This is a genomic window from Methanofollis tationis (assembly GCF_013377755.1).
In the GTDB taxonomy this organism is placed as follows: Archaea; Halobacteriota; Methanomicrobia; order Methanomicrobiales; family Methanofollaceae; genus Methanofollis; species Methanofollis tationis.
In genome coordinates this window covers 1,111,046-1,131,270 of record NZ_JABXWR010000001.1, presented here as the reverse complement: position 1 = coordinate 1,131,270, position 20,225 = coordinate 1,111,046, and the positions used below count along the sequence as shown (strand labels likewise).

The 20,225-nt window shown below is 57.9% G+C and carries 30 protein-coding genes; 14 read left to right on the top strand and 16 right to left on the bottom strand.

Annotated elements, in window-relative coordinates:
- Window positions 1–585, bottom strand: coding sequence for a fibronectin type III domain-containing protein (locus HWN36_RS05880; RefSeq protein WP_176788502.1), 585 nt, complete (start codon window positions 583–585; stop codon window positions 1–3).
- Window positions 586–681: 96 nt separating this feature from the next.
- On the opposite strand from HWN36_RS05880, the gene HWN36_RS05875 reads away from it, so the two are divergent.
- The 3 genes from HWN36_RS05875 (at window position 682) to mntA (ending at window position 1,749) form a co-directional block, all read left to right on the top strand.
- A complete protein-coding gene (locus HWN36_RS05875) occupies window positions 682–1,083 on the top strand; it encodes a HEPN domain-containing protein (RefSeq protein ID WP_176788501.1) in 402 nt (133 codons plus the stop codon).
- Complete coding sequence (locus HWN36_RS05870) at window positions 1,083–1,370, top strand: nucleotidyltransferase domain-containing protein (RefSeq protein ID WP_176788500.1); 288 nt, start codon at window positions 1,083–1,085, stop codon at window positions 1,368–1,370. The genes HWN36_RS05875 and HWN36_RS05870 overlap by 1 nt, the downstream gene beginning before the upstream one ends.
- A gap of 82 nt (window positions 1,371–1,452) precedes the next feature.
- A complete protein-coding gene (gene mntA, locus HWN36_RS05865; RefSeq protein ID WP_246269856.1) occupies window positions 1,453–1,749 on the top strand; it encodes a type VII toxin-antitoxin system MntA family adenylyltransferase antitoxin in 297 nt (98 codons plus the stop codon).
- 646 nt (window positions 1,750–2,395) lie between these two features.
- On the opposite strand, the gene HWN36_RS05860 is transcribed toward mntA, so the two are convergent.
- From HWN36_RS05860 to HWN36_RS05845, 4 genes are all read right to left on the bottom strand, one after another.
- Complete coding sequence (locus tag HWN36_RS05860) at window positions 2,396–2,575, bottom strand: type II toxin-antitoxin system HicA family toxin (protein WP_176788498.1); 180 nt, start codon at window positions 2,573–2,575, stop codon at window positions 2,396–2,398.
- On the bottom strand, window positions 2,572–2,802 hold the full coding sequence (locus HWN36_RS05855) for a type II toxin-antitoxin system HicB family antitoxin (protein ID WP_218133198.1): 231 nt from the start codon (window positions 2,800–2,802) through the stop codon (window positions 2,572–2,574). Before HWN36_RS05855 ends, HWN36_RS05860 begins: the two co-directional genes overlap by 4 nt.
- Before the next feature lie 89 nt (window positions 2,803–2,891).
- A complete protein-coding gene (locus HWN36_RS05850; protein ID WP_176788497.1) occupies window positions 2,892–4,553 on the bottom strand; it encodes a DUF4129 domain-containing protein in 1,662 nt (553 codons plus the stop codon).
- Window positions 4,550–4,813, bottom strand: coding sequence for a hypothetical protein (locus tag HWN36_RS05845; RefSeq protein ID WP_176788496.1), 264 nt, complete (start codon window positions 4,811–4,813; stop codon window positions 4,550–4,552). Before HWN36_RS05845 ends, HWN36_RS05850 begins: the two co-directional genes overlap by 4 nt.
- Before the next feature lie 414 nt (window positions 4,814–5,227).
- On the opposite strand from HWN36_RS05845, the gene HWN36_RS05840 reads away from it, so the two are divergent.
- Window positions 5,228–5,455 carry a glycosyltransferase gene (locus tag HWN36_RS05840; RefSeq protein ID WP_218133197.1) on the top strand — a complete coding sequence of 76 codons (228 nt, stop codon included), beginning with the start codon at window positions 5,228–5,230 and terminating at the stop codon, window positions 5,453–5,455.
- On the opposite strand, the gene HWN36_RS05835 is transcribed toward HWN36_RS05840, so the two are convergent.
- Window positions 5,456–6,583 carry an IS256 family transposase gene (locus HWN36_RS05835; RefSeq protein ID WP_176788494.1) on the bottom strand — a complete coding sequence of 376 codons (1,128 nt, stop codon included), beginning with the start codon at window positions 6,581–6,583 and terminating at the stop codon, window positions 5,456–5,458.
- A gap of 490 nt (window positions 6,584–7,073) precedes the next feature.
- Between HWN36_RS05835 and HWN36_RS12260 the strand changes: the two genes are divergently transcribed.
- Entirely contained in the window at window positions 7,074–7,883 is an 810-nt protein-coding gene (locus HWN36_RS12260; RefSeq protein ID WP_343044935.1) for a helix-turn-helix domain-containing protein, read from the top strand.
- A 48-nt stretch (window positions 7,884–7,931) separates the two neighbouring features.
- Here the strand turns inward: HWN36_RS12260 and HWN36_RS05825 are convergent, their stop codons facing one another.
- The 3 genes from HWN36_RS05825 to HWN36_RS05815 all read right to left on the bottom strand — a co-directional run bounded on the left by HWN36_RS05825 (window position 7,932) and on the right by HWN36_RS05815 (window position 10,102).
- Complete coding sequence (locus tag HWN36_RS05825; RefSeq protein WP_176788493.1) at window positions 7,932–8,507, bottom strand: hypothetical protein; 576 nt, start codon at window positions 8,505–8,507, stop codon at window positions 7,932–7,934.
- Window positions 8,504–9,631 (bottom strand): IS256 family transposase, encoded by a 1,128-nt coding sequence (locus tag HWN36_RS05820; RefSeq protein WP_176787304.1) that lies wholly within the window; start codon window positions 9,629–9,631, stop codon window positions 8,504–8,506. The genes HWN36_RS05825 and HWN36_RS05820 overlap by 4 nt, the downstream gene beginning before the upstream one ends.
- 75 nt (window positions 9,632–9,706) lie before the next feature.
- Complete coding sequence (locus HWN36_RS05815; protein WP_176788492.1) at window positions 9,707–10,102, bottom strand: hypothetical protein; 396 nt, start codon at window positions 10,100–10,102, stop codon at window positions 9,707–9,709.
- 318 nt (window positions 10,103–10,420) lie between these two features.
- Here HWN36_RS05815 and HWN36_RS05810 point away from each other — a divergent pair, with 318 nt between their 5' ends.
- Window positions 10,421–10,693 (top strand): hypothetical protein, encoded by a 273-nt coding sequence (locus tag HWN36_RS05810; protein ID WP_176788491.1) that lies wholly within the window; start codon window positions 10,421–10,423, stop codon window positions 10,691–10,693.
- Between the two features lie 159 nt (window positions 10,694–10,852).
- Here the strand turns inward: HWN36_RS05810 and HWN36_RS05805 are convergent, their stop codons facing one another.
- Window positions 10,853–11,155 (bottom strand): MarR family transcriptional regulator, encoded by a 303-nt coding sequence (locus tag HWN36_RS05805; RefSeq protein ID WP_176788490.1) that lies wholly within the window; start codon window positions 11,153–11,155, stop codon window positions 10,853–10,855.
- Between the two features lie 78 nt (window positions 11,156–11,233).
- On the opposite strand from HWN36_RS05805, the gene HWN36_RS05800 reads away from it, so the two are divergent.
- Both HWN36_RS05800 and HWN36_RS05795 read left to right on the top strand, forming a co-directional pair.
- Complete coding sequence (locus HWN36_RS05800; RefSeq protein WP_176788489.1) at window positions 11,234–12,262, top strand: tRNA-guanine transglycosylase; 1,029 nt, start codon at window positions 11,234–11,236, stop codon at window positions 12,260–12,262.
- Entirely contained in the window at window positions 12,259–13,098 is an 840-nt protein-coding gene (locus tag HWN36_RS05795; RefSeq protein WP_176788488.1) for a hypothetical protein, read from the top strand. Before HWN36_RS05800 ends, HWN36_RS05795 begins: the two co-directional genes overlap by 4 nt.
- Window positions 13,099–13,248: 150 nt before the next feature.
- On the opposite strand, the gene HWN36_RS05790 is transcribed toward HWN36_RS05795, so the two are convergent.
- From HWN36_RS05790 to HWN36_RS05770, 5 genes are all read right to left on the bottom strand, one after another.
- A complete protein-coding gene (locus HWN36_RS05790; protein WP_176787388.1) occupies window positions 13,249–14,199 on the bottom strand; it encodes an IS5 family transposase in 951 nt (316 codons plus the stop codon).
- Window positions 14,200–14,389: 190 nt separating this feature from the next.
- Window positions 14,390–14,569 (bottom strand): hypothetical protein, encoded by a 180-nt coding sequence (locus tag HWN36_RS05785; protein WP_176788487.1) that lies wholly within the window; start codon window positions 14,567–14,569, stop codon window positions 14,390–14,392.
- Window positions 14,556–15,743 carry an ORC1-type DNA replication protein gene (locus tag HWN36_RS05780; RefSeq protein ID WP_176788486.1) on the bottom strand — a complete coding sequence of 396 codons (1,188 nt, stop codon included), beginning with the start codon at window positions 15,741–15,743 and terminating at the stop codon, window positions 14,556–14,558. The genes HWN36_RS05785 and HWN36_RS05780 overlap by 14 nt, the downstream gene beginning before the upstream one ends.
- Before the next feature lie 192 nt (window positions 15,744–15,935).
- Window positions 15,936–16,163, bottom strand: a complete 228-nt coding sequence (locus tag HWN36_RS05775; protein WP_176788485.1) for a type II toxin-antitoxin system HicA family toxin — start codon at window positions 16,161–16,163, stop codon at window positions 15,936–15,938.
- Window positions 16,160–16,363: a type II toxin-antitoxin system HicB family antitoxin gene (locus HWN36_RS05770; protein WP_176788484.1), complete on the bottom strand. Its 204-nt coding sequence runs from the start codon at window positions 16,361–16,363 to the stop codon at window positions 16,160–16,162. Before HWN36_RS05770 ends, HWN36_RS05775 begins: the two co-directional genes overlap by 4 nt.
- A gap of 93 nt (window positions 16,364–16,456) precedes the next feature.
- Between HWN36_RS05770 and HWN36_RS11995 the strand changes: the two genes are divergently transcribed.
- The 5 genes from HWN36_RS11995 (at window position 16,457) to HWN36_RS05750 (ending at window position 19,308) form a co-directional block, all read left to right on the top strand.
- Window positions 16,457–16,699 (top strand): ATP-binding protein, encoded by a 243-nt coding sequence (locus tag HWN36_RS11995; RefSeq protein WP_343044934.1) that lies wholly within the window; start codon window positions 16,457–16,459, stop codon window positions 16,697–16,699.
- A gap of 6 nt (window positions 16,700–16,705) precedes the next feature.
- Window positions 16,706–17,026: a Fic family protein gene (locus tag HWN36_RS12300; RefSeq protein ID WP_369334315.1), complete on the top strand. Its 321-nt coding sequence runs from the start codon at window positions 16,706–16,708 to the stop codon at window positions 17,024–17,026.
- Between the two features lie 154 nt (window positions 17,027–17,180).
- Entirely contained in the window at window positions 17,181–18,515 is a 1,335-nt protein-coding gene (locus tag HWN36_RS05760) for an ATP-binding protein (RefSeq protein WP_394354417.1), read from the top strand.
- A gap of 188 nt (window positions 18,516–18,703) precedes the next feature.
- Window positions 18,704–19,120: a nucleotidyltransferase family protein gene (locus HWN36_RS05755; protein WP_343044933.1), complete on the top strand. Its 417-nt coding sequence runs from the start codon at window positions 18,704–18,706 to the stop codon at window positions 19,118–19,120.
- The gene (locus HWN36_RS05750) at window positions 19,057–19,308 is read left to right on the top strand and encodes a HepT-like ribonuclease domain-containing protein (protein ID WP_218133196.1); all 252 of its coding nucleotides are present in this window, start codon (window positions 19,057–19,059) and stop codon (window positions 19,306–19,308) included. The genes HWN36_RS05755 and HWN36_RS05750 overlap by 64 nt, the downstream gene beginning before the upstream one ends.
- Before the next feature lie 4 nt (window positions 19,309–19,312).
- On the opposite strand, the gene HWN36_RS05745 is transcribed toward HWN36_RS05750, so the two are convergent.
- On the bottom strand, window positions 19,313–19,555 hold the full coding sequence (locus HWN36_RS05745) for a hypothetical protein (protein WP_176788482.1): 243 nt from the start codon (window positions 19,553–19,555) through the stop codon (window positions 19,313–19,315).
- Window positions 19,556–19,719: 164 nt separating this feature from the next.
- Between HWN36_RS05745 and HWN36_RS05740 the strand changes: the two genes are divergently transcribed.
- Window positions 19,720–20,223 carry a hypothetical protein gene (locus HWN36_RS05740; protein ID WP_176788481.1) on the top strand — a complete coding sequence of 168 codons (504 nt, stop codon included), beginning with the start codon at window positions 19,720–19,722 and terminating at the stop codon, window positions 20,221–20,223.
- Window positions 20,224–20,225 lie beyond the last annotated feature (2 nt).

The window sequence follows — 20,225 nt, the reverse complement described above, 5'->3', positions numbered from 1 at the left end:
CTACTTCATCTGCCACCTGACGGCGGCGAGGAGGAGGGCGCCGAGGATGAGGGCGACGAGGAAGGGTGCGGTGCCGGTTTCATCCTCGCCGCCTTCCCCGCCGGTGGGCGCCGGTGTCTCTGCCGCGAGGGTCTGTGCGGTTTTTGTGGTCTCGACGACCGTGGTCTGAACGGGCGGCCTGACCCCCGGCACCGCGATCGAGAGTGTGTTGCCCCCTCCGCCTGATCTCAGGGTGGAGAACGCCACTTCGCCTGAGTATGCACTGAGGTTCATCCACGCCGATCCCGCCCTGAGGTAGATGGTGGAGCCGGCAGGGAGGCCGGCGAGGGCGATTTGGTGGCGGTTTCCGGGTGTTTTTCCGTCCATGCGGTGCCGGTAGTCTCCCGGGGCATTGCCGTAGTCGACCCATCCTGCGGCATTCCGGTCGGTCTCCCAGGAGACCGCGGCGCGGTCTGAGCCGATCGCCGAGACGGTGAGGTTGGTGATCGCGAGGCCGATCTGGGCCGTGATGACGACCTTATCGGCGGCGGCCGGGGCGATGAGGAGGGAGAGGATGAGGATGAGGGCGGGGATCTGCGGGTTCATCGGTATGTGTTTTCGCCACCGGCGGGGGGATGAACCTTTCTGTTCTGGCGGGGGAATAGATTATAGCGTCCCGGGGATCATTACCACAGTACATACATGGACAAAAATATCGGGGAGGCACAGCGCTGGATGATGCAGGCGGAAAAAGATCTGCGGAGCGCACGAAACAGCCTCGCCAGCGAAGATTTCGAGTGGGCCTGCTTTCAGGCACAGCAGAGCGCCGAAAAATCGTTGAAGGCAGTGCTCTACGGGAGGGGGGCGCGAAGGATCATCACGCACTCGGTCTTCGAACTGCTCAGGGAGATCGATGATCCCTCCCTGCTCTCTTTCCGGCGCGATGCGAAGCACCTGGACAGTGTGTACATCACGACCCGGTACCCGGACAGCATCGCCGGCGGTCTCGCCCCCTGTGAATATTTCGAAGAGGAGGATGCAGAGGAATGCATCAGGTCTGCAGAGTATATCGTACAGGCAGCACGGCCCCTTCTCCCGACCTGATGGAGGCCCTCCGCGCCTTTGCGGCGGATGTGCGCTCCCGGTTCAGGGTCGATCGGATCGTCCTCTTCGGCTCGGCGGCGAGGGGGTCCATGCACGAAGGGAGCGATATCGACCTGATCGTGATCGGGGATTTTTCCGAACGCTTCCACCGGCGCATCGCCGCCCTGCTCGACCTCACCGATCTCCCGGTCGAGCCCCTCTGCTATACGCCGGCGGAGTTCGAGCGCCTCGTGGAGGAGAAGAACCCGTTCATCCTCCAGGCGCTCTTTGAGGGCGTGGACCTGTAGAAAATCGCCCCGGGAGCAGGGGTGACGGCGAAACCGCTCTTCTGCCGAAAGGATGATGATGGGGCAGGCTACAGCAAGAGGAATGTATACCCTGACCGAGAAGATCTGTGAGACCATCGTTCGTGTACTGACGCAGAACGATGCCGAGCGGATCGCAATATTCGGCTCCTATGCGCGGGGGGAGGCCGGCCCGGAGAGCGACATCGATATCCTGGTCAGGTTCGGCCGCACAAAAAGTCTTCTCCAGATCGTGCGGATCGAGGACGAACTCAAGGCTGCCCTCCATAGAAACGTCGATCTCGTCACGGAAAAGGCGGTCAGCCCCTATCTTGCCGATGCCATAGGTCGTGATGAAGTGGTGATTTATCTTGTGGGGTAAAGGGGTGGAGCAGGAAGACCCCGGCCTTCAGGCCGGGGTAGTTCACGAAGCCGGAAGATCCTGCGTACCTCCATCATATCCTTGATTCCAGCATTGAGGATTTTTCGAGGGGCATTTCGTCGACAGCAGAACTCAACAAACCCGGCGTGCTTGGCATCGGCGAGGTTGCACAGAACGTTTCGCCGCACCTGCGTAGCAAATATCGGCTTTACCTTCTTCATCAAATGCCCGGGATCTATAAGGTCTCCTTTTTCCCCGGACACATCCCCATCACGGCATCTGTCATTCGGGAGAATGACTGCAATGTGGTTACTCCGCGTGACGACATCTCCGAGACCGGGTGGTGCGGGAGATCCTGGAGTTACAGGAGCGTTCGAAACTCGTCGACAGAGAGACCGGCCTGAAATAGAATCGTCTGAAGTGTCTTTGGAGCAGCCTGTATTCTCGGAGATACGTAACGATGAGGAGAAAAATGAGGCACAATATTCGTTTGATTGCAATTTAGTTGATATATTTTCAGTATTCTGGAAATGCCCAATATCGTTATGTGTTGTACTTGACACCTAACGAGCGCAAATATATCCATCAATGAAATTTGCCTTGTTTATAAATTAAGTCGAAATTCAGCCATTTAGGATATGGCTCGTTATGAATTTGCGAGAATGTAGGGAGCAAGGGTCTTCCGGGCGTGTACCGGAATCGTGACGATGGCACCGCGCCCGGCATGATGGAGGTAGTGGTGGCTTCCTCGCACGCCAACCTCCTCAAAACCCACTTTTTTCAGGGCCCTGATCGCTCTTTCCCCGGTGATTCTTGGAATTTTCATACTGCATTGATTGTATTGGGAGATACGGAAACCTCAACGGGAATGGGCCGTCCCAGGTTTCTGGCTACCTCAATATATCCTGAGATCGCCTCCTCGATGTTTGCCAGCGCTTCTTCCCGGGTGGACCCCTCACCCATGCAGCCGGGGAGCGATGGAACCGTTACGGTGTAGCCTCCGTCCTCGTTCTGCTCCATGAGTACTGTGTAGCGCAGACGATGCTCTGACAATTGATCCCTCCATGGGAAAATGGTATATAGACGGTTCCGCAGGTGGGAATCTTCTCCTCGCCCGGCGTGCCATCCGGGGGGAACGATCGTTATCCCCCGGCGACCGCCTGGTAGAGGGCACGCAGCTCCCCCACCTCGTCCTCGCCGCAGGCGATGCCGGCATACCGCACCCGCTCGTACAGGCGGGCGAACGCCCCCGCGGCGTCCGCGACCGGGGTCTCTGCCAGGGCGGCGGCGACCTCGCGCGGGGTCTTTGAGCGCGGGTTCCTGATCGCAAAGCGCCTCCCGGCGGCGAGGGCGAAGCGCTCCCAGAGGAGGGCGGCCTCGTCGAGGGGGGAGAGCGGGCCGGTCGGCTCGGGGGGTTTTTGGATCTCCTCCTCCTCTTCGACCGGCGCCTCCTCTTCTTCTGCCGCCGGGGGCTGCACCTCCGGCGCCTTCCGCCGGCTGCGGCGGAGGTACGCGAACCCGGCGATCAGCCCGACCGAGACGGCGGCGAGGGCGGTGAGGGCCGTCTTGATCAACCCGAAGGGGTCGATGATCGTCACCTCCAGCTCCTGGCTCTCCGCGGGCTCCAGGGGGAAGCCCTCGCCGGCGAAGACCGCCTTTATGGCATAGTGCCCGGGCTCCAGGGGGACCTCGATCTCGTACGCCCCGTTCGCCGCGGTCCGCGCCCACGCCGTCGCGTTCCCGTCGACGAATATCGCCACCTCGGCGCCGGGAACGCCGCGGCCGGGGGCCGTCAATCTGCCGGTGCAGGCCGCGAGCCCTGCGGTGACGTTCGCCTTTGCCGCGAGGGTGATCTCCGAGGGCGAGGAGAGCACCGAGAACTGCGCCAGGTCTGAGACCGACCTGCCGGACTGCACATAGACGAGGTGCGTGCCGGTGCGGAGCCGCCCGATCGTGTAGACGAACTCGTAGCGCCCGTCCGCAGTGGTGGCGTTCGCCGAGAGGCGGCTGTCGACGTAGAGGTCCACCCCGGCGCCGTCCTCCCCGGTGGCGAGGAGGCCGCGGACCTGGACCGTCTCGCCGTAGCGCGCCTCTTCAGGGGTGAGGAAGATCGAGATCGCCGGCGGCGGGAGCACCGGGGCAGAGGCGCTCACCTCCCGGACCTGGACCTCGGCTACCTCTTCGACGATCTCCTTATAGCCGTCCACGCTCTCCTCGTAGGCGGTGGTGTCGCGCTCGTACTTCCGGCCGATATCGGCCACCTGCTCTTTCTGGCCGGCGTACGAGGTGTAGGCCTGGGAGAGTTCGTCCCTGAGCGCCTCGCCCTCGTAGATGATCGAGTAGAGCTTGCCGGGGTCGTCCTTGTTCCTGTACTCGATCTGGAGCTCCTTGATCTCCTCGAAGCGCTGCGTCCCGTTCACCAGGGTGCGCAGCGCCTCCACGTTCTCCCGGCTGCGGCTGGAGAAGTCCTGGACGTCGGTCTCGGAGAGGTCCAGGGAGACGACCAGGTTGCTCATCGACTGCGTCATCTCGGCGTAGCGTTCGAGGTCTCTTTGTGCGCTCTCCCAGTCCTTCACCTTCACCGAGAGGACGATCGTCCCTGACTGCGAGAGGATGTCCTGCATCAGGGGCATCACCGACTCCGCCTTATCGGCGTTCATCTTCGCCGCCACCGAGAGGTCGCGTTCGGCCACCGTGGCGGCGGCGTCCGCCGCCGTCCAGAGGAGGGGGCTTGCCGCCTGGGCTGCCAGGAGGACGATGCAGAGGGCGGCGAGCCCGGCCAGGAGGAGGTGCGCCCCTCTCATTTCGCCACGATCTCCATCACCTTCATCACGACGATATACCCGAAGACCGCCACCCCGGCGGCGATGAGGTATTTCATCCGCCGCATGTATTTCGGCTGCGCGAACGGGGTGTCGATGAGCACCGCCACCACCAACAGGCCGATCAGGGCGAGGACGAAGTAGACCTCGAGGTCAAGAGTGCGGTTTAAGAGCATGAACGCCCCCACCACCGCTGCCCAGGCGGCGAGCGCGCCGGCCGCCGCATATTTCGCCCTCGTCATCACTCCTATAGGTCGCCCCCCCTGAGGATATATCTTTTCAAGAATGTCTGAATAGTCGAGGCCTTCGCCGTGCCGCCGGATGCCGACATCATAACCTTTTTATGGGCTCCGGCGGTTTGCCGCGCCTGCCGGCGCCGCCCTCCCCGCGCGATCTCTCATGGGGATCTTTTCTTATATTTCACTTTTGCCCGGGGGCGCTCATTCGTATATATGCCTTCGGTTTTGCCTTCGCGGGCGAAACCGTATGGTTATATACTTTCAAACCAATTTACTCATCAATTTAAATAACTGTTCCCCCCACGGAACCTCCCCGCACCTCAAGAATTCAGGGAAATCGTAGGATCCCCTGTGCTTGTGGAGCGAGGGCGGCGGTGAGGAGGGGCGGTTGGGGAGTGTCGCGTGGATAGTACAGGAATGCCGTTTTTGGCCGAAAGTGCGGGGGTGGCCGCGTATGCAGGTACGTTTGTCTCCTCCGCCACCCCCGGGTCTGGAGAGCCAGAGTACCGCGGGAAGCGGGTCGCCGTGGTGGTCCCGGCGTACAACGAGGAGGATCTGATCGGCGAGACGATCGAGTCGATCCCCGAGTATGTGGTAGTGTTTCAGATCTTCTGTAATTCGTCTGAGCCCTGTCTCCTTGTTTGATCATTCCCCCTCCATCGTCAAATATCTTCTGCCGGTCACCCACTCCTCATTGATGTCCATCAGGATGGATCCTGCCAGCCTGAGGAGTGACTCTTCATTGGGAAAGGCCCCTACAACTTTGGTTCTCCGTTTCAGTTCCTTGTTGACTCTTTCCATCATGTTCGTCGTTCGGATCCGCTTTGCGTGCTCTTTCGGGAACGCCGTGTAACTCATAAGTCCCGGGATGAATCTCTCGATCGTATTGGCCGCTTTCCGATATCCTCGTTCGTTCAGATCATCTGCAAGCTGCTGAAGTCTTTCCTCGTCCCCATATGCCTCCTTCAAGGACTCAGCAACTTCTTTCTGATGTTTCCGTGGAATATTCTTTAAAACCGCCCGGGTGCAATGGACCGAGCACATCTGCCACGATGCGCCGAGGAAGGCGGCTTCCGCCGCCTTCTGGATCCCGGCATGACCATCTGAGACAACCATCTTGACACCCACCAATCCTCGTTCTTTGAGGTCTTCGAACAATCCCGACCAGAACATCTCATTTTCACAATCAGTGATTCTAGCTCCCAGGATTTCCCGGTAGCCATCCATTCGAACACCGGCGATCACCAGAAGAGCTTTGGTGATGTACCGTGGTCCCTCTCTGACTTTGTAGTACGAAGCATCCACAAAGAGATAGGGAATCTCCTGTTCAATCGGCCTCTGAAGGAATGCATGGACCTGTTCATCGAGGTCCTTTGCTATCCTGGATACTGAAGCAGGAGAGAGTTGTTCGATGCCAAAATGAGCAACAATCTCCTGGATCCGGCGGGTTGAGACTCCCTGAAGGTAGGATTCAAAGATAGCATTCTCAAGAGCCTTCTCAACCCGGGAATAGCGTCCAAATACCTGTGTTTCGAAGGGGAACTCTCGGAACTGCGGTTTCTGGAGGATCGTTTCTCCATATCGGGTTTTCAGAGATCGCTTCTTGTAGCCGTTTCGGTGAGCCTTCCGCGCATCGGTTCGTTCATACTGCTCGGCTCCCGCCTGGTGGAGGGCTTCGAGCAGCATCACCTGGTTGAGGAACCAGATGATGAGGGTCTTCATGCCATTCTCATTATCGGAAAGATAATCTTCGATTAACGCTAAGGGATCCATGGCCCTGTTTCTCCTTTCTGCAAATCTAGGTTGGATTCAGGGCCAAATTATTTTTACAGAAGATTCGTTACACTATCGGGCGTTTTCGGTTATTGTGCGAATATAGCGGGACAGAATGGCCTGAGGATCATAGTGTTTTATGGTATCTGTGAAGGGTTTTTGATCTGGTCTGAGGGAGGAGAGTTTTGATTGGAGGTATTCATTTATTACCTGTTCATAGATTCCTGGAAAAAGGTCCATTGGATTCTATTTTCGTTGATTGATATATTAAAGTGATTATTTGGTCTCTCTACGGCATCTCCCTTGAGATCATCACTGATTCGAACTATGGGAGGATGAACCTCCCGAATCCCAATACCCGCCCCCCCTTTTCCCCGGAAGAAGGCACCCCAGAAACATCACAATCTTCAAATATCATGGTGTCCCCCGGAGTATAGTTTACAAAATCTAACAATCTGTTCCATTTGTAAACTGACGGGGAGAAAAGGATGTGTGCGGTGTGAGCATTGCCGGGCGAATCCGGGTGGCCAGGAGAAGTGCTGGAATGAGCCAGCGGGACCTTGGCGCTGCAATCGGCGTGAGTGCGACGGCGATCTCAAAGTATGAGAAAGGGGTGGTGATCCCGGGTTCTGAGATGCTCATCCGCCTGAGCGAGGCCCTGGACGTGAACATCGATTTTTTCTTCAGGCAGATTGTGGCTGATGTCTCAGAACCCCGTTATCGCTGCCGGAAATCCCTCACGAAAAAGGAGGAACGCATCATTCATGGGAAGGTGACCGAATGGCTTGAACGCTACCTGGAGGTCGAGATGATCGCCGGGATCACGGCCAGGCTGGACCTCCCGCCCCGCGAGGCGTGCCTGGTGTCCACCCTTGACGATGTGGAGGCGGTCGCCCGGATGGTCCGGGATGCATGGGACCTGGGCACAGATCCGATCGAGAACGTGATGGATGTGCTTGAGCAGCACGGCATCAGGGTCGGACTCTTTGACGCCCCTGATTCTTTTGACGCCCTGACGTTTTATCACGACGAACAAACGCCGGTGATTGCGATCAACACGTCCATGACCGGGGACCGCCAGCGCTACAACTGTGCCCATGAACTGGGGCATCTGCTCCTCCAGGTCGATCCCTCTCTCGATGAGGAGGATGCGACACACCGTTTTGCCGGGGCATTTCTTGTGCCCGATGAGATGGTCTGGAAGGAGCTGGGAGAGCAGCGGTGCGCCATCGATCTGCGGGAACTCTCCCTGCTCAAACACAAGTACGGGATGAGCATGAAGGCCTCAGTACTTCTCTAATTCCTTCCTCCCTCTCATTTCATTCAACGGCGTTTCTCGCTCCCTTTCCTAAACAGGATACCTTAACACAGGAATGGCTCTGGCACCCCTCATCGATGTGCGGATCGCCTCCCAGATTATGCACATGAAGGAGCTGAACCGGAAGCCGCGCACCTCAATGGTTTGTGGTCCCTGTTTCACGGGGGAAAAGTGCTTCCAGAGTAGATCGATCCAGATATTCTTGAGGAGGAACGATATTATGGCGTAGAGATACCGGATGACCGGGTTTTTTGTGCTCGTACGGGGTTTCACCTGGTTGCGCATCCGATAGGACGATTCAATCGAGAACCTGGACCGATAGGTCTGATGGACCCGATGGGGATTCCACCGGAGGTTTCCCACGACGTAACCCAGATTCTCAACGCCGCGCTTACCCCGTTTTCCTTTTGCATACTTCACGGCAATCGCAATCTTCAGGACCAGCACCGGTTTTCCGTGCATCCGATATTCAGCATACCGGGAGTGGGTTCCCTGGAGGACTTGTTTCATCCTTTTCCCGTGTTTCCTGACAGGAACGATGAACGGCACCGGTAGTGTTTCAGATCTTCTGTAATTCGTCTGAGCCCTGTCTCCTTGTTTGATCATTCCCCCTCCATCGTCAAATATCTTCTGCCGGTCACCCACTCCTCATTGATGTCCATCAGGATGGATCCTGCCAGCCTGAGGAGTGACTCTTCATTGGGAAAGGCCCCTACAACTTTGGTTCTCCGTTTCAGTTCCTTGTTGACTCTTTCCATCATGTTCGTCGTTCGGATCCGCTTTGCGTGCTCTTTCGGGAACGCCGTGTAACTCATAAGTCCCGGGATGAATCTCTCGATCGTATTGGCCGCTTTCCGATATCCTCGTTCGTTCAGATCATCTGCAAGCTGCTGAAGTCTTTCCTCGTCCCCATATGCCTCCTTCAAGGACTCAGCAACTTCTTTCTGATGTTTCCGTGGAATATTCTTTAAAACCGCCCGGGTGCAATGGACCGAGCACATCTGCCACGATGCGCCGAGGAAGGCGGCTTCCGCCGCCTTCTGGATCCCGGCATGACCATCTGAGACAACCATCTTGACACCCACCAATCCTCGTTCTTTGAGGTCTTCGAACAATCCCGACCAGAACATCTCATTTTCACAATCAGTGATTCTAGCTCCCAGGATTTCCCGGTAGCCATCCATTCGAACACCGGCGATCACCAGAAGAGCTTTGGTGATGTACCGTGGTCCCTCTCTGACTTTGTAGTACGAAGCATCCACAAAGAGATAGGGAATCTCCTGTTCAATCGGCCTCTGAAGGAATGCATGGACCTGTTCATCGAGGTCCTTTGCTATCCTGGATACTGAAGCAGGAGAGAGTTGTTCGATGCCAAAATGAGCAACAATCTCCTGGATCCGGCGGGTTGAGACTCCCTGAAGGTAGGATTCAAAGATAGCATTCTCAAGAGCCTTCTCAACCCGGGAATAGCGTCCAAATACCTGTGTTTCGAAGGGAAATTCTCGGAACTGCGGTTTCTGGAGGATCGTTTCTCCATATCGGGTTTTCAGAGATCGCTTCTTGTAGCCGTTTCGGTGAGCCTTCCGCGCATCGGTTCGTTCATACTGCTCGGCTCCCGCCTGGTGGAGGGCTTCGAGCAGCATCACCTGGTTGAGGAACCAGGTGATGAGGGTCTTCATGCCATTCTCATTATCGGAAAGATAATCTTCGATTAACGCTAAGGGATCCATGGCCCTGTTTCTCCTTTCTGCAAATCTAGGTTGGATTCAGGGCCAAATTATTTTTACAGAAAATTCGTTACACTATCACGGCACCTGGACGTCCATCAGAAACCCGAGCACCTTCCGGGTGTAGAACTCCCGATCCAGGCAGAGAACTTCGATGCGAAGACCGAGTTCAGTGATCCGATCGAGACATTGCGCGATGTATCCGACCTTCGAGGTATCCCGGCGCACCGGGAACACGGCCAGCGTCATCTGCCGGTTCCTGGTGGTCACATACAGAGTGATGTAGGAATAAAACTCATTTGTTGACTTTTTACGCTTACTTCGCACGATATAGGCTTCGTTCTCCTCATCGGTTGACCCGTAGTACGGATCGTTGGTAAAGTCAATCGCAAACTGATAGGCGTACCCCGGTTTGAGGACGTGGTGCATATGGGTGGTGAGGATCGAGGTGTTATTCTGTTCCAAATCGGCCATATCGAGCTTTTTGAGGTGGTAGCGAACGGACGTTTCGCACGGTACCCGATCCAGGATGTGGGTGATTGAGTGAACTGACTGATTCATTACAGCCATGCCGACCAGAGAAGAAATCAAGTCCGTTTGAGTGAGTTTTCCCTGAATGGGAATGGTTAGATGCTGATCCAGTGCCGAAACAACAGGGGCGCAACAGTCTTTAGGTTTCAGAATGTTGCTCTTTCTGCAGGTCACCCTCGATTTAGGTAAAGGCATGAGGGGAAGCCTGCAATCTATATAGATCTTTCGATTTTGGGCGGGCTTCGGGCGGTAGAGGGGGATTTGGGGTTTCTAAAATTAGCGAAGTACTGGGCCTGGATCCGCCGTGCCCATGACCTCGGGGTGATCACCGGGGGGACGGCAAAGGGGTTGTATATCCGCCTGAACCGGGTGACGGTCGGGGATGAGGAGCCAGGGCGGCAGGTCAGACCGGAGGCGCCCACATATATGCACCTTCTCATCCTGCGGGCGCTGAATGAGAAGAAGATCACCCTATCCCGGGCCCGTGAACTCTTCGGCGGCGATCTGCCGGGGATCGCAACGGGGGCAGAGTAGGTGGGACACAAGGCAGGATCTTCCGCCGGCACTGCCTGAGAAGTGGCTCTGCATGTTTTATGTCATGTACTGGGGTTGCAGAACGGACGGGTCATAGCGCCCATGCCCCGTAGCCTCTGATCTCGATTTAAATCAGTATATTCAGATCAGTCTGCAAAATTAAGGCCCAAAATTCTTTTTATTATGTTTTTCAAAGGTAGCTTTCAGATTCAATTCCTGACCGATCTCCTCAATGATTATATGTGGATTTTTGAACTCATACACCTTCTTACGGCGGTCATCACCTAATCGATGAGAAATGATCCACCCGGACTTTACAAGAATCGGAAGCACCTGACCAGCATAAGACTTTGATATTCTCAGTATCGTTTGAGCATCTTTATGCGTGAAGCTTCCACCTTTTTTTACGAAATAGAGCAGGGAAAATTTCTCAAGGAGGTGTTTGGGGATTGATTGGGCCATTCCTATGTTCAATATCGAGGAAAAATTACTTATACATATGAGTAGTCTACCTATTTGGTAGACTAATTATTGAATGACATGACGCAACTCAAAATTATTCAAACAGCCACACGAGAACTTGAAACACCGGCCTTCTTTCCTGTACATAACGGAGGAAAAAGTGCTGAGGGGAATACACCCCGATACTGGGAAAACATTCCCGAAATGAATACGATGATGATCAATGCGTATTCCATTCTTTCCAGTCCGTTGTATGAAAAAATGCGAAATGGTGGGCTTCATAAAAAATTTTCAGAAAATGGGGTTTTCTTTGTCGATAGTGGAGGTTTCCAGCAGAAGAGCCGCAACATCACTCTCGACCCCATTAAAATACTTCGGGTTCAGGAGATGGTCGGCGCCGATATTGCTGCGACACTGGATTTGCCAACGTTCACGGAGGATTGCATCTACAACCAGAATCATGCAGATTTCGTCAAGAAGTCCGTTAAAAATGCACTCATTGCCCTTGAGAACCGAGAGCGTGAAGATATGCTCATCTATGCATCACTCCAGGGGAACGATCCCACAATGATGGTGAACACCATCGATTACCTGATGAAAAAGGGTAATTTTGACGGTTTTGCGATCGGTGGCTGTGTCCCCAAACGCTCCAGATATCACGAGATCATAGATATCATCCATGCCGTACGGCGACGAATCGGCGATCGGCCTCTTCATGTTTTTGGCCTGGGAGGGCCAGCCATGATCCCTCTCATGGTGTATATGGGGGCAGACACCTTTGATTCATCGGCATTTATCACAGCCGGATCAAAACGCCTCTATTTCATGCCAGAAAAAGGGACAATAGAATTTTCCGATATTCCTGAAACACTATATCTGCCCTGTGTATGTCCGATCTGCAGCAAGCATACCTACAACGAGGTGCGCTCAGAGCGAAAACTCATTGCAATGCACAATCTCTGGATGATAACGCACGAACTACGGAAACTGAAAGTCGCCCTTGAAGAGAACGAGGTTGAGCGCTACCTTGAGAAACGATTGAGGCACAATCCAGCGGTTTACGACGCCTTCCGCTACGCAAAAGCAAAGAAAAGAGGTCTGGTATGAGAAAAAGCCTGCGTCCAATAACATTTCGGAGAGTCGTCGAAGCGGCGTTCTGCGTAGAAGACGAACACGAGCTATCATACCAACAATTTCAGGATATTTTCGCCCTTTCAGCAAACAGATCTAAAGAAATTCTCCGTGAAATGGCACGAATGGGTCTGATATCGCAGGAAGACGGTCATTACGTCAGAACAGAGACGACAGGACAGTTCGTACAGGCCGTCAGAGATGACGACTGGCGATCTGTCCATGATCTCATGATGGGATATCCGTATTATGCTGCGTTCTATCGTGGGGTGAAGAATTCCGGACCTATCGAGTTACATGATCTCCAGGACCTCATCTCTGATGAAGAGTTCAACTTCAACGAAACAGCTCTCTCCGTTATCTCAGACTGGACCTTGAGGATCGGATCGCTTCAACGGAACGTCTTCAACAACCATTATTATGACGTTGATGGCACCGGTGAATCCTTTACAAAGGTCTTATTGAACGCATACGATGACTTGAACCTCTCCGGGAGCGGGAACCTCAAACAACGATATGTCGAGATTCCAAAGATCCGGGAATATGTCTGTGAGCAATTGAAAATTTCAAGAAAGAGGTTCGATACAACATTTGTCGATCTCTACGGGAACAATATTGGAAGATGGGAACTGGCCGGCGCTCCGATCACTACACACGCAAAAAAATCCAGCACTAAGATAAAATCTCTTGTTTTCTCTCAGATGCTCGATAGAGTGTCGATAGAACTCACATCTGATCGATATTTACAGGGGATCGAGTACGGGAGAAAACAGTACTATTACCTTGCAATTCACACGAGGGATGTCTTATGAGTGATTTAAAAATTGTCATATCTAAGAGAATTGCGATTAACTCCTCCCTGCCATCAGATACTCGCTCCCGACTGCCCTCTTCCCCTCGCTGTTCAGCCGTTTCCTTCCTGAACCCCTGCATTTAGAGGGTTTTTTGGATTTTCTCGAGAGCTATCGCTCGGCAGCTTGCGCTTTGAGGGTAAGAAGTTGCCTGAAGTTGAAATTCATGCAGGAGAAGATGTTCTTGACGTGCACTCTGGCAACCGTCGTGACCATGAGGTGGCCTGCATGGAACACCCGCTTGATCACGGCAAACGGTCGTTCCACCAGCGATCGTGTTCTGCTGATGGCCTTGTTCCGCCGGTTCTCCTTGATGGAGAGGGGATGGTTGCGAACGGCCCGGTGCATGGTCTTGTCCATAGATGCCTGCGGTTTCACCCCAAAATAGCCTTTATCGCGATAGACCGTCTCACCTTCCCGGGAGAGATCGATCCTGCTGTCATGGAGTGACGCCGTGGTGGTCTCAATCCGGCGGATCAGCTGACTGTCCTTGTCGAGCAGGATGTGAAGTTTGTACCCGAACTGTGACTTCGAGCCCTTCTTGGCCCAGGTGCCGTCGCGGCTGCGCCGCGTCTCTGCCTGATCTCCCCGGGGCGTGCCGGCAGGAGCATGCCCGGGATCGGCGGTGATGAACGTCGCGTCCTGCATGACACCGCGTTTGATGGCGAGCCCTTGTACTTCGAGTTGCCGCTGGAACTCATCCCAGATCGCGGTATCCTTCCCGGTTTGCGCCAAGCGTTCCCGGAACAGCCAGACCGTCGACCGATCCGGAATGGTTTCCGGATATCCCAGGAAGTGACGGAACGAGATCCGGTCGGTCGCCTGACGCTCCAGTTCGGGGTCAGACAGGCCATACCACTGCTGAAGCACCAGCAGCCGGATCATCAGAACGACGTCATAGTTCGGACGGCCGCCTCGCCCCTCGGCGTTGGTGTAGAGGTCAGCAAGGAGAGGGCGGAAGGCATCCCAGTCGATCAGACCGCTGACCTCACCCAGCCGATCACCCAGAGCTGCAAGGCTGGCATATTCGTGGTGGATCGCGAAATTGGTAAACGTGCTCATGGGAAAAAGGTCGATCCGGGACTATAAAGTACTTTGGGTGAGGTGGGGTTGTTCGAAATTCTCTTAAAATTAGTATTTCGCCGATCGCCAAAATGCGGGAAAAGGCAGAATCAGGCGCACCGGTCCCCCCAGGGGCGGCCGCCCGGAGGTGATCGAGTGAGGGCTCCCCCGCCCCGTAAAATTGGCCCCCTCACTTCTTCCGGTACACATTCACCCCGATCTTAATCTCCTCATGCCCCGGCACCGACACATTCCCATCGGTCGAGGCGATCGTGATCGACTTCCCTGACTTCGACGCCCCGAACTCCTGCGAGAGATCGACCGTGATCACCAGCCTGTCCCCCTCTACCTTCATATCAACATTTTTCATCGTCGCACACTCCTGCAGGACCGTTCACCGGCACCCCCGATGAACCTGCCGGAACCTGGAGCACCTCCTCCACCCCCTCCCGCACCAGGATCACCCGCGTCAGCCCCCGCCTCCTCGTCACGGCCAGGTCCACCAGCCTGAGGAGTTCCAGCCTCCGCAGCCGCTCGTGAAACGCCGTATAACTCATCCGCATCCGGCCCCCGACCAGCCCGTACACCTGCCCGGAGATCACCGGCTCCTCCTCGTCCTCCAGGCCCGCCGCCACGATCGCCTCCAGCACCGCCCGCTCCCCGGCGTCCAGGGAGGCGACCGCCTGTGCCGCCCGCAGGTCCCGGGAGGCCGCATACGCGGCGAGCACGTCCGCCGTCGTCACCCCCCGCCGGGCTTCCTTTTCGGCCGCAACCGCCGCCAGCCGGACCATCTCCAGCCCCACCCGGAGGTCCCCGCAGGCGTGCGTCCGCTCCACCATGAGGTCGAGCGCCGCCGGCGGCACAACGCCGGGGTACAGCCCGGCCCGGATGCGGTCAGAGAGGATCGCCCGGATCTCCCCCGGCGTATACAGGGGGAAATAGACCTCGGAGGCCTGGAGCACCGAGCGCGTCGCCGGGTCCAGGCAGCGGACGAGGTCGACGTCCACCCCGGAGACGACCAGCACCACCCCGGTCCGCGTCCCGGGATAGCCCTCCGGCATCCTGAGGATCCCGGCGAGCAGGTCGTTTAACACGTTGTCCGGGAGGAGGTAGCCGGCATCGTCCAGGCAGACGACGAGCACCGCACCCCGGCGGGTCAACTCCCGGGCGATCCGGCCCATGAGCCGCCTGAGCGGGATGCCGGACGCCGGGGGCGCCTGGCCGAAGAGGGCGAGATAAACCTGGCCGAAGACCGCATAGGGCGTGCGGTGGACCTGGCAGGAGACGAGCACCGGCACCGCCACGCGGGTCGCTTCCTCGACCTCGGCGAAGATCCGGCGCACGGCGGTGGTCTTCCCGGTGCCGGGCGGCCCGCGGAGCACCGTGTTTATGGGGCGGGCGCCCTGGAGCGTCGGCCGCAGGGCGAAGGCAAGGTCGGTGAGCTGGGTGTCGCGGTAGTTGAAGGTCTCGGGGAGGTAGGTGATGTCGAAGACGCTGTGGTCGCGGAAGAGCGTCTGGTCGGCCATGAGGGGGGGTTGGGTCATGGGGAGTCCATCTCTCCTGAAATATAAATGGGCGAGGCGTGTGCGGGGCGGAAGTGAACGCGGGCGGGTGATACCCCCCAGAACGCCCCGGCGTTGAACGCCCGCGGCGCCTTTTCTCTCAGGACTCCCTATTCACACTGTTGCACGGAGGAGGACCCCACCCGGTTCGCACGGTGCGGGGGCACGATGGGCCTAGAGAAGATCGTTCAACTCTTCGACCGTGATGTGGGCCTGCTTTAAAATGTGCGAGAGGGTCGAACGCTTGACCGGCGTATGCATGGGCACGGTCAGTTTCAGGGTCGTATCGGGCAGGCGCTTGTGCAGGCGGATATGGCTGCCCCGCTGGCGGACCACGACCCATCCATCCCTCTGGAGAGCCGTGACGATCCTGTCGTAGTTCAGGGCCGGCACCCGGTTCATACCGCGATCTCGACCTCTTCGGAGGTTTCGGTAGAGATATAATCGTCCTCAACCGTTTCGAGATACAACGCGATCGCCTCCCTGATATTGTTCAGGGCCTCTTCCTTCGTCTCCCCCTCGCTGATGCAGCCGGGAAGGCCTGGAACATAGACGGTATACCCGCCTTCTTCAGAGGGTTCAAGCACAACCCGCAGTTTCATACTCCTACCTGTCAGTTCCTGGAATTTATACGTAATCGTCCGGCACCGCATGGGAACGCCGTCGCCCACCGCGACTACACCAGCACCAGCAGCGTGCAGGTGATGCTCTTTGCCGACCGCCTGGAAGTCTGGAACCCGGGCACCCTCCCGCCGTCCCTGACCCTCGAGAAACTCCGGGAGGCCCATGGCTCGGTGCCGGGCAACCCGCTTCTCGCCGAGCCGATGTATCTCGCCGGCTACATCGAGCGGATGGGCACGGGAACGCGGGACATGATCCGGCGCTGCACCGAGGCAGGTATGCCGGAACCGGAGTTCGCCGTCAGCGACGGGTTCTAGACGTTCATCCGCCGGGCTCCGGCCCCCGGTCGGGCGCCGCAGCCAGAGTCACGGCCAGAGTCACGGCCAGAGTCACGGCCAGAGTCACTGGAGACGAGAGTCCTCCTGCTCCTGGAGAGCGGCCCGAAGTCCAAAGGGGAACTCTCGCGGGGGCTCGGGCAGAAAGAGATCTCGGGTCAGCTCAACAAGGTCGTCCGCCAGCTCCTGGCCGAGGAGATGATCGATTACACCATCCCTGAAAAACCGGGCAGCCGGCACCAGAAGTACCGCCTCACCGGTCAGGGCCGGGCTGCGCTCGCGAAAGGCCCCGGAAGAGACACGTTGTGAGCGTCTCACGCAGGAGCGGGTCGTCGCCTCCTTCCGCGACGCCCTCACCTGTCGCTACCCGGGCGACCGGGAGGATCCCAAAACCCTCAAAGAAGAAGACACACCATGTGCTGACGCAGGGACCGGCGGGGTATCGCTCCCGGACGGGCGGCAGATCGACTTCAAGGAAGAGGTGAGCAGCACCTTCTACAAACTCCTCTCCGCCTTCGCCAACACCGCCGGCGGCACGGCCGTCCTCGGCGTCAGGGACCGCGACCACGCCGTCACCGGCATCGACCTGCGCAACAACGCCCAGAAAAAACTCGCAGACAGCATCACAAGCAGGCTCGGCCTCCACCCGGTCATCGAGACCCACGAGATCGACGGCAAAAATATCCTCATCGTCACCGTCGAGCAGAGCCGCACGCTGGTCGCCTATGAAGGCCGCTACTACACCCGCGTCGGCGACACCACCCGCGAGATGCTCCCGGACGAACTGCGGGGCTATTTCCAGGAGAGCATCGAGTGGGAAAGCGTCACCGGGACGTTCGACCCCGACGAGATCGACGCGGCGAGTGTCCGGCGGTTCCTCGCCCTCGCCCGGAAAGCCGGCCGCCTCACGGCCATCGACCCTGACGAACCGGTCGAGGCCGTCCTCCGCCGTCTCGGCCTCATCAGGGACGGCCGCATCACCAACGGCGCCGTCGTCCTCTTCGGCACCGACCCGCAGCGCCACTTCCCGAACACGATCCTGCGGATCGGCAGGTTCAGGCGGGCCGACATCATCATCGGCGACCACGAGATCAGGGGCAACCTCTTCGCCCAGTTCGAGGAAGCCGAGCGGACCATCAAGAATTACATCGGCGTCCGCTACGACATCTCCGGGGAGGCGATGCAGGAGTCTTTCCAGCGAAAGGAGGTCTGGGACTATCCCCTCCCGGCGATCCGGGAGGCCCTGCTCAATGCCCTCATCCACCGGGACTACTTCAACAACACCGTCCAGACCCAGGTCAGGATCTTCGATGACCACATCCGCTTCCACAACCCGGGCCGCCTCCCCGAGGGTGTCACCATCGAGATGATCCTCAGGGAGCACTACTCCTACCTCCGCAACCCCCGTATCGCCGATGTCTTCTACCGTGCCGGCCTGGTGGAGCGTTACGGGTCAGGGATCGAGCGGATCCTCCGGGCACTGAAGGAGGAAAACCTGCCGGCGCCAGAGATCGTCAGCACGCCCCTCGGCTTCACGCTCACCATGCGTATGAGTTCCTTCACCGATGAGTATCTGCAGGAGATCGGTCTGAACGAGCGACAGATCGCAGCCGTCTCCTACCTCAAGGAGCACGGCACCATCACCAATGGTCAGTACCAGGAACTCAACGCCGTCGGTGCCAGCACCGCACTGAGAGACCTGCACGACATGGTCGCAAAGCATGTTCTTGAACGGCGGGGCGAATCTCGGCGGGACATGCACTATGTCCTGTTCAGGGAGACGAGGGGGTCACCGTGATGTGGTGTGATAAGGAGTGATGTGGTGTGATGATCTCCCGAGAGATCCCAAAGGCTCTTTCCGGCACGGGTAACCCCTCACCCCCCCCGAACATCTGCAGCACGATCGCCACCTCCTGCCCGGCCCCATCATGCGGCACAGCCCATCCGAACACTATAAATGAACGCACGCGCCACCCGAAACCAGATATGCACCCTCTCGCCCTGGTCCGCCAGAACCTCCGCACCATCCGGGAACGCTACGGTGTGGCACGCATCGGCGTCTTCGGGTCGGTCGTGCGGGGCGAGGCCACCCCGGAAAGCGACATCGACATTCTGGTGGAGTTCAGGGAGGGGGAGGAGACCTTCGACCATTTCATGGACCTCAAGTTCTACCTCGAAGACCTCCTGGGCCGGCCGGCCGATCTCGTCATTGCCGATACGTTAAAGCCCGGGATCAGGAGCACCGTCCTGGGGGAGGTGGTCTATGCCTGGGGACCTCCTGCTCTATCTGGAGGACATCAGGGACGCCCTCTGTGGGGGAACGGTCGTTTGAGGAGGTTGTGGACGATCCGATGTGCCTCGACGCCGTCGTGCTGCGGTTCATCACCATCGGGGAAGCGGTGAAACATCTCCCGGCCGACCTCACCGCCAGCCATCCCGAGATCGAGTGGCGAAAGATTGCCGGGCTCCGGGACATCAGTGTCCATTCGTATTACTCGGTGAAACCGACGATTCTCTGGGATATCATCCAGACCAAACTCGATCCCCTTGACGAGGCCGTCGAGGGTATGATCCGGGATGAAGGGGAGTGACCCGTCACCCCCACCCGAGCATCTGCAGCACGATCGCCACCGCCCCGCCCACGACCCCGCCGGCCCCGGCGGCGATCTGCCGGTCCCGTCTGGCCTCCCCCACCGTCTCGCTCCGCCACCCCTCCAGGGAGCGGAGCCGCCCCTCACGGCAGGCGTCCTCCTCCTCCATCCGCTGCAGCGTCCTGCAGATCCACTTCACGTCCCGGGCCGTCTCGGCGACCAGCTCGCGGGTGCTCTTCTCGTTCATACCTGCCCCGGAGATCGGCGGGAAGGGAGATGAGCGTTTCTTAACCCTGCCATACGCCCCGCCCGTTCGGCCGTCAGATGTTAAGGCAGGCAGATATCCCTCCAGGTAATAGTATCCTGTGCCTGTTCATGTGCCCGGGAGCATGCGGGCAGGAGAAACAAGAAATGGTAGACTTTGTCGAGACCAGCAACACCAGGACCGCTGTGCGGCAGATCCCGGCCCCGATCGCAGACATTGCGACCTTCGAGGCGATCGTCGCCGGCGTGATCGCCGACAACCCCTTCGGGTGCGTGGAGTACGTGCAGGGCGGTTCGACCCATCAGGGCGTCGAGCGCAACCGCGAGTCCTACACCCTCCGGGTGAACTACGAGGACCTCGAGGGCAACGTCGTCGGGACCGTCACCGTGAAGGCGCCGGACATGGCGGCCTTCAACGCCGCGGCGACCGCCGTCCTGAACGATGCGGCCCTCGAGACCGCTCTCGGGGGCGACGCGGTGCGCAACCCGGACGCCGACGCCTTCAGCTGCCAGCTGAAGTGCCACGACGCGAGCGGGGAGACCTACTACGTCACCTTCGGGCGCGAGAGCGTGCGGATCACCTCGTACGAGGATGAAGCCGTTCTCGCCACCATCGAGGCGTGGGCGGACGAGGTCGCGGCCCTGAACTGAGG

Coding starts and splice junctions, on each gene's coding strand:
- HWN36_RS05790 (WP_176787388.1), bottom strand. CDS start 14,199: ATGAGCACGTTTACCAATTTCGCGATCCACCACGAATATGCCAGCCTT.
- HWN36_RS05755 (WP_343044933.1), top strand. CDS start 18,704: ATGCACCCTCTCGCCCTGGTCCGCCAGAACCTCCGCACCATCCGGGAA.
- HWN36_RS05870 (WP_176788500.1), top strand. CDS start 1,083: ATGGAGGCCCTCCGCGCCTTTGCGGCGGATGTGCGCTCCCGGTTCAGG.
- mntA (WP_246269856.1), top strand. CDS start 1,453: ATGTATACCCTGACCGAGAAGATCTGTGAGACCATCGTTCGTGTACTG.
- HWN36_RS05805 (WP_176788490.1), bottom strand. CDS start 11,155: ATGGCCCAATCAATCCCCAAACACCTCCTTGAGAAATTTTCCCTGCTC.
- HWN36_RS05745 (WP_176788482.1), bottom strand. CDS start 19,555: ATGAACGAGAAGAGCACCCGCGAGCTGGTCGCCGAGACGGCCCGGGAC.
- HWN36_RS05780 (WP_176788486.1), bottom strand. CDS start 15,743: ATGACCCAACCCCCCCTCATGGCCGACCAGACGCTCTTCCGCGACCAC.
- HWN36_RS05825 (WP_176788493.1), bottom strand. CDS start 8,507: ATGATCAAACAAGGAGACAGGGCTCAGACGAATTACAGAAGATCTGAA.
- HWN36_RS05875 (WP_176788501.1), top strand. CDS start 682: ATGGACAAAAATATCGGGGAGGCACAGCGCTGGATGATGCAGGCGGAA.
- HWN36_RS05860 (WP_176788498.1), bottom strand. CDS start 2,575: ATGAAAATTCCAAGAATCACCGGGGAAAGAGCGATCAGGGCCCTGAAA.
- HWN36_RS05820 (WP_176787304.1), bottom strand. CDS start 9,631: ATGGATCCCTTAGCGTTAATCGAAGATTATCTTTCCGATAATGAGAAT.
- HWN36_RS05880 (WP_176788502.1), bottom strand. CDS start 585: ATGAACCCGCAGATCCCCGCCCTCATCCTCATCCTCTCCCTCCTCATC.
- HWN36_RS05815 (WP_176788492.1), bottom strand. CDS start 10,102: ATGGCCGATTTGGAACAGAATAACACCTCGATCCTCACCACCCATATG.
- HWN36_RS05795 (WP_176788488.1), top strand. CDS start 12,259: ATGAGAAAAAGCCTGCGTCCAATAACATTTCGGAGAGTCGTCGAAGCG.
- HWN36_RS05740 (WP_176788481.1), top strand. CDS start 19,720: ATGGTAGACTTTGTCGAGACCAGCAACACCAGGACCGCTGTGCGGCAG.
- HWN36_RS05770 (WP_176788484.1), bottom strand. CDS start 16,363: ATGAAACTGCGGGTTGTGCTTGAACCCTCTGAAGAAGGCGGGTATACC.
- HWN36_RS05800 (WP_176788489.1), top strand. CDS start 11,234: ATGACGCAACTCAAAATTATTCAAACAGCCACACGAGAACTTGAAACA.
- HWN36_RS05845 (WP_176788496.1), bottom strand. CDS start 4,813: ATGACGAGGGCGAAATATGCGGCGGCCGGCGCGCTCGCCGCCTGGGCA.
- HWN36_RS05785 (WP_176788487.1), bottom strand. CDS start 14,569: ATGAAAAATGTTGATATGAAGGTAGAGGGGGACAGGCTGGTGATCACG.
- HWN36_RS05850 (WP_176788497.1), bottom strand. CDS start 4,553: ATGAGAGGGGCGCACCTCCTCCTGGCCGGGCTCGCCGCCCTCTGCATC.
- HWN36_RS05840 (WP_218133197.1), top strand. CDS start 5,228: ATGCCGTTTTTGGCCGAAAGTGCGGGGGTGGCCGCGTATGCAGGTACG.
- HWN36_RS05835 (WP_176788494.1), bottom strand. CDS start 6,583: ATGGATCCCTTAGCGTTAATCGAAGATTATCTTTCCGATAATGAGAAT.
- HWN36_RS05775 (WP_176788485.1), bottom strand. CDS start 16,163: ATGAACCGGGTGCCGGCCCTGAACTACGACAGGATCGTCACGGCTCTC.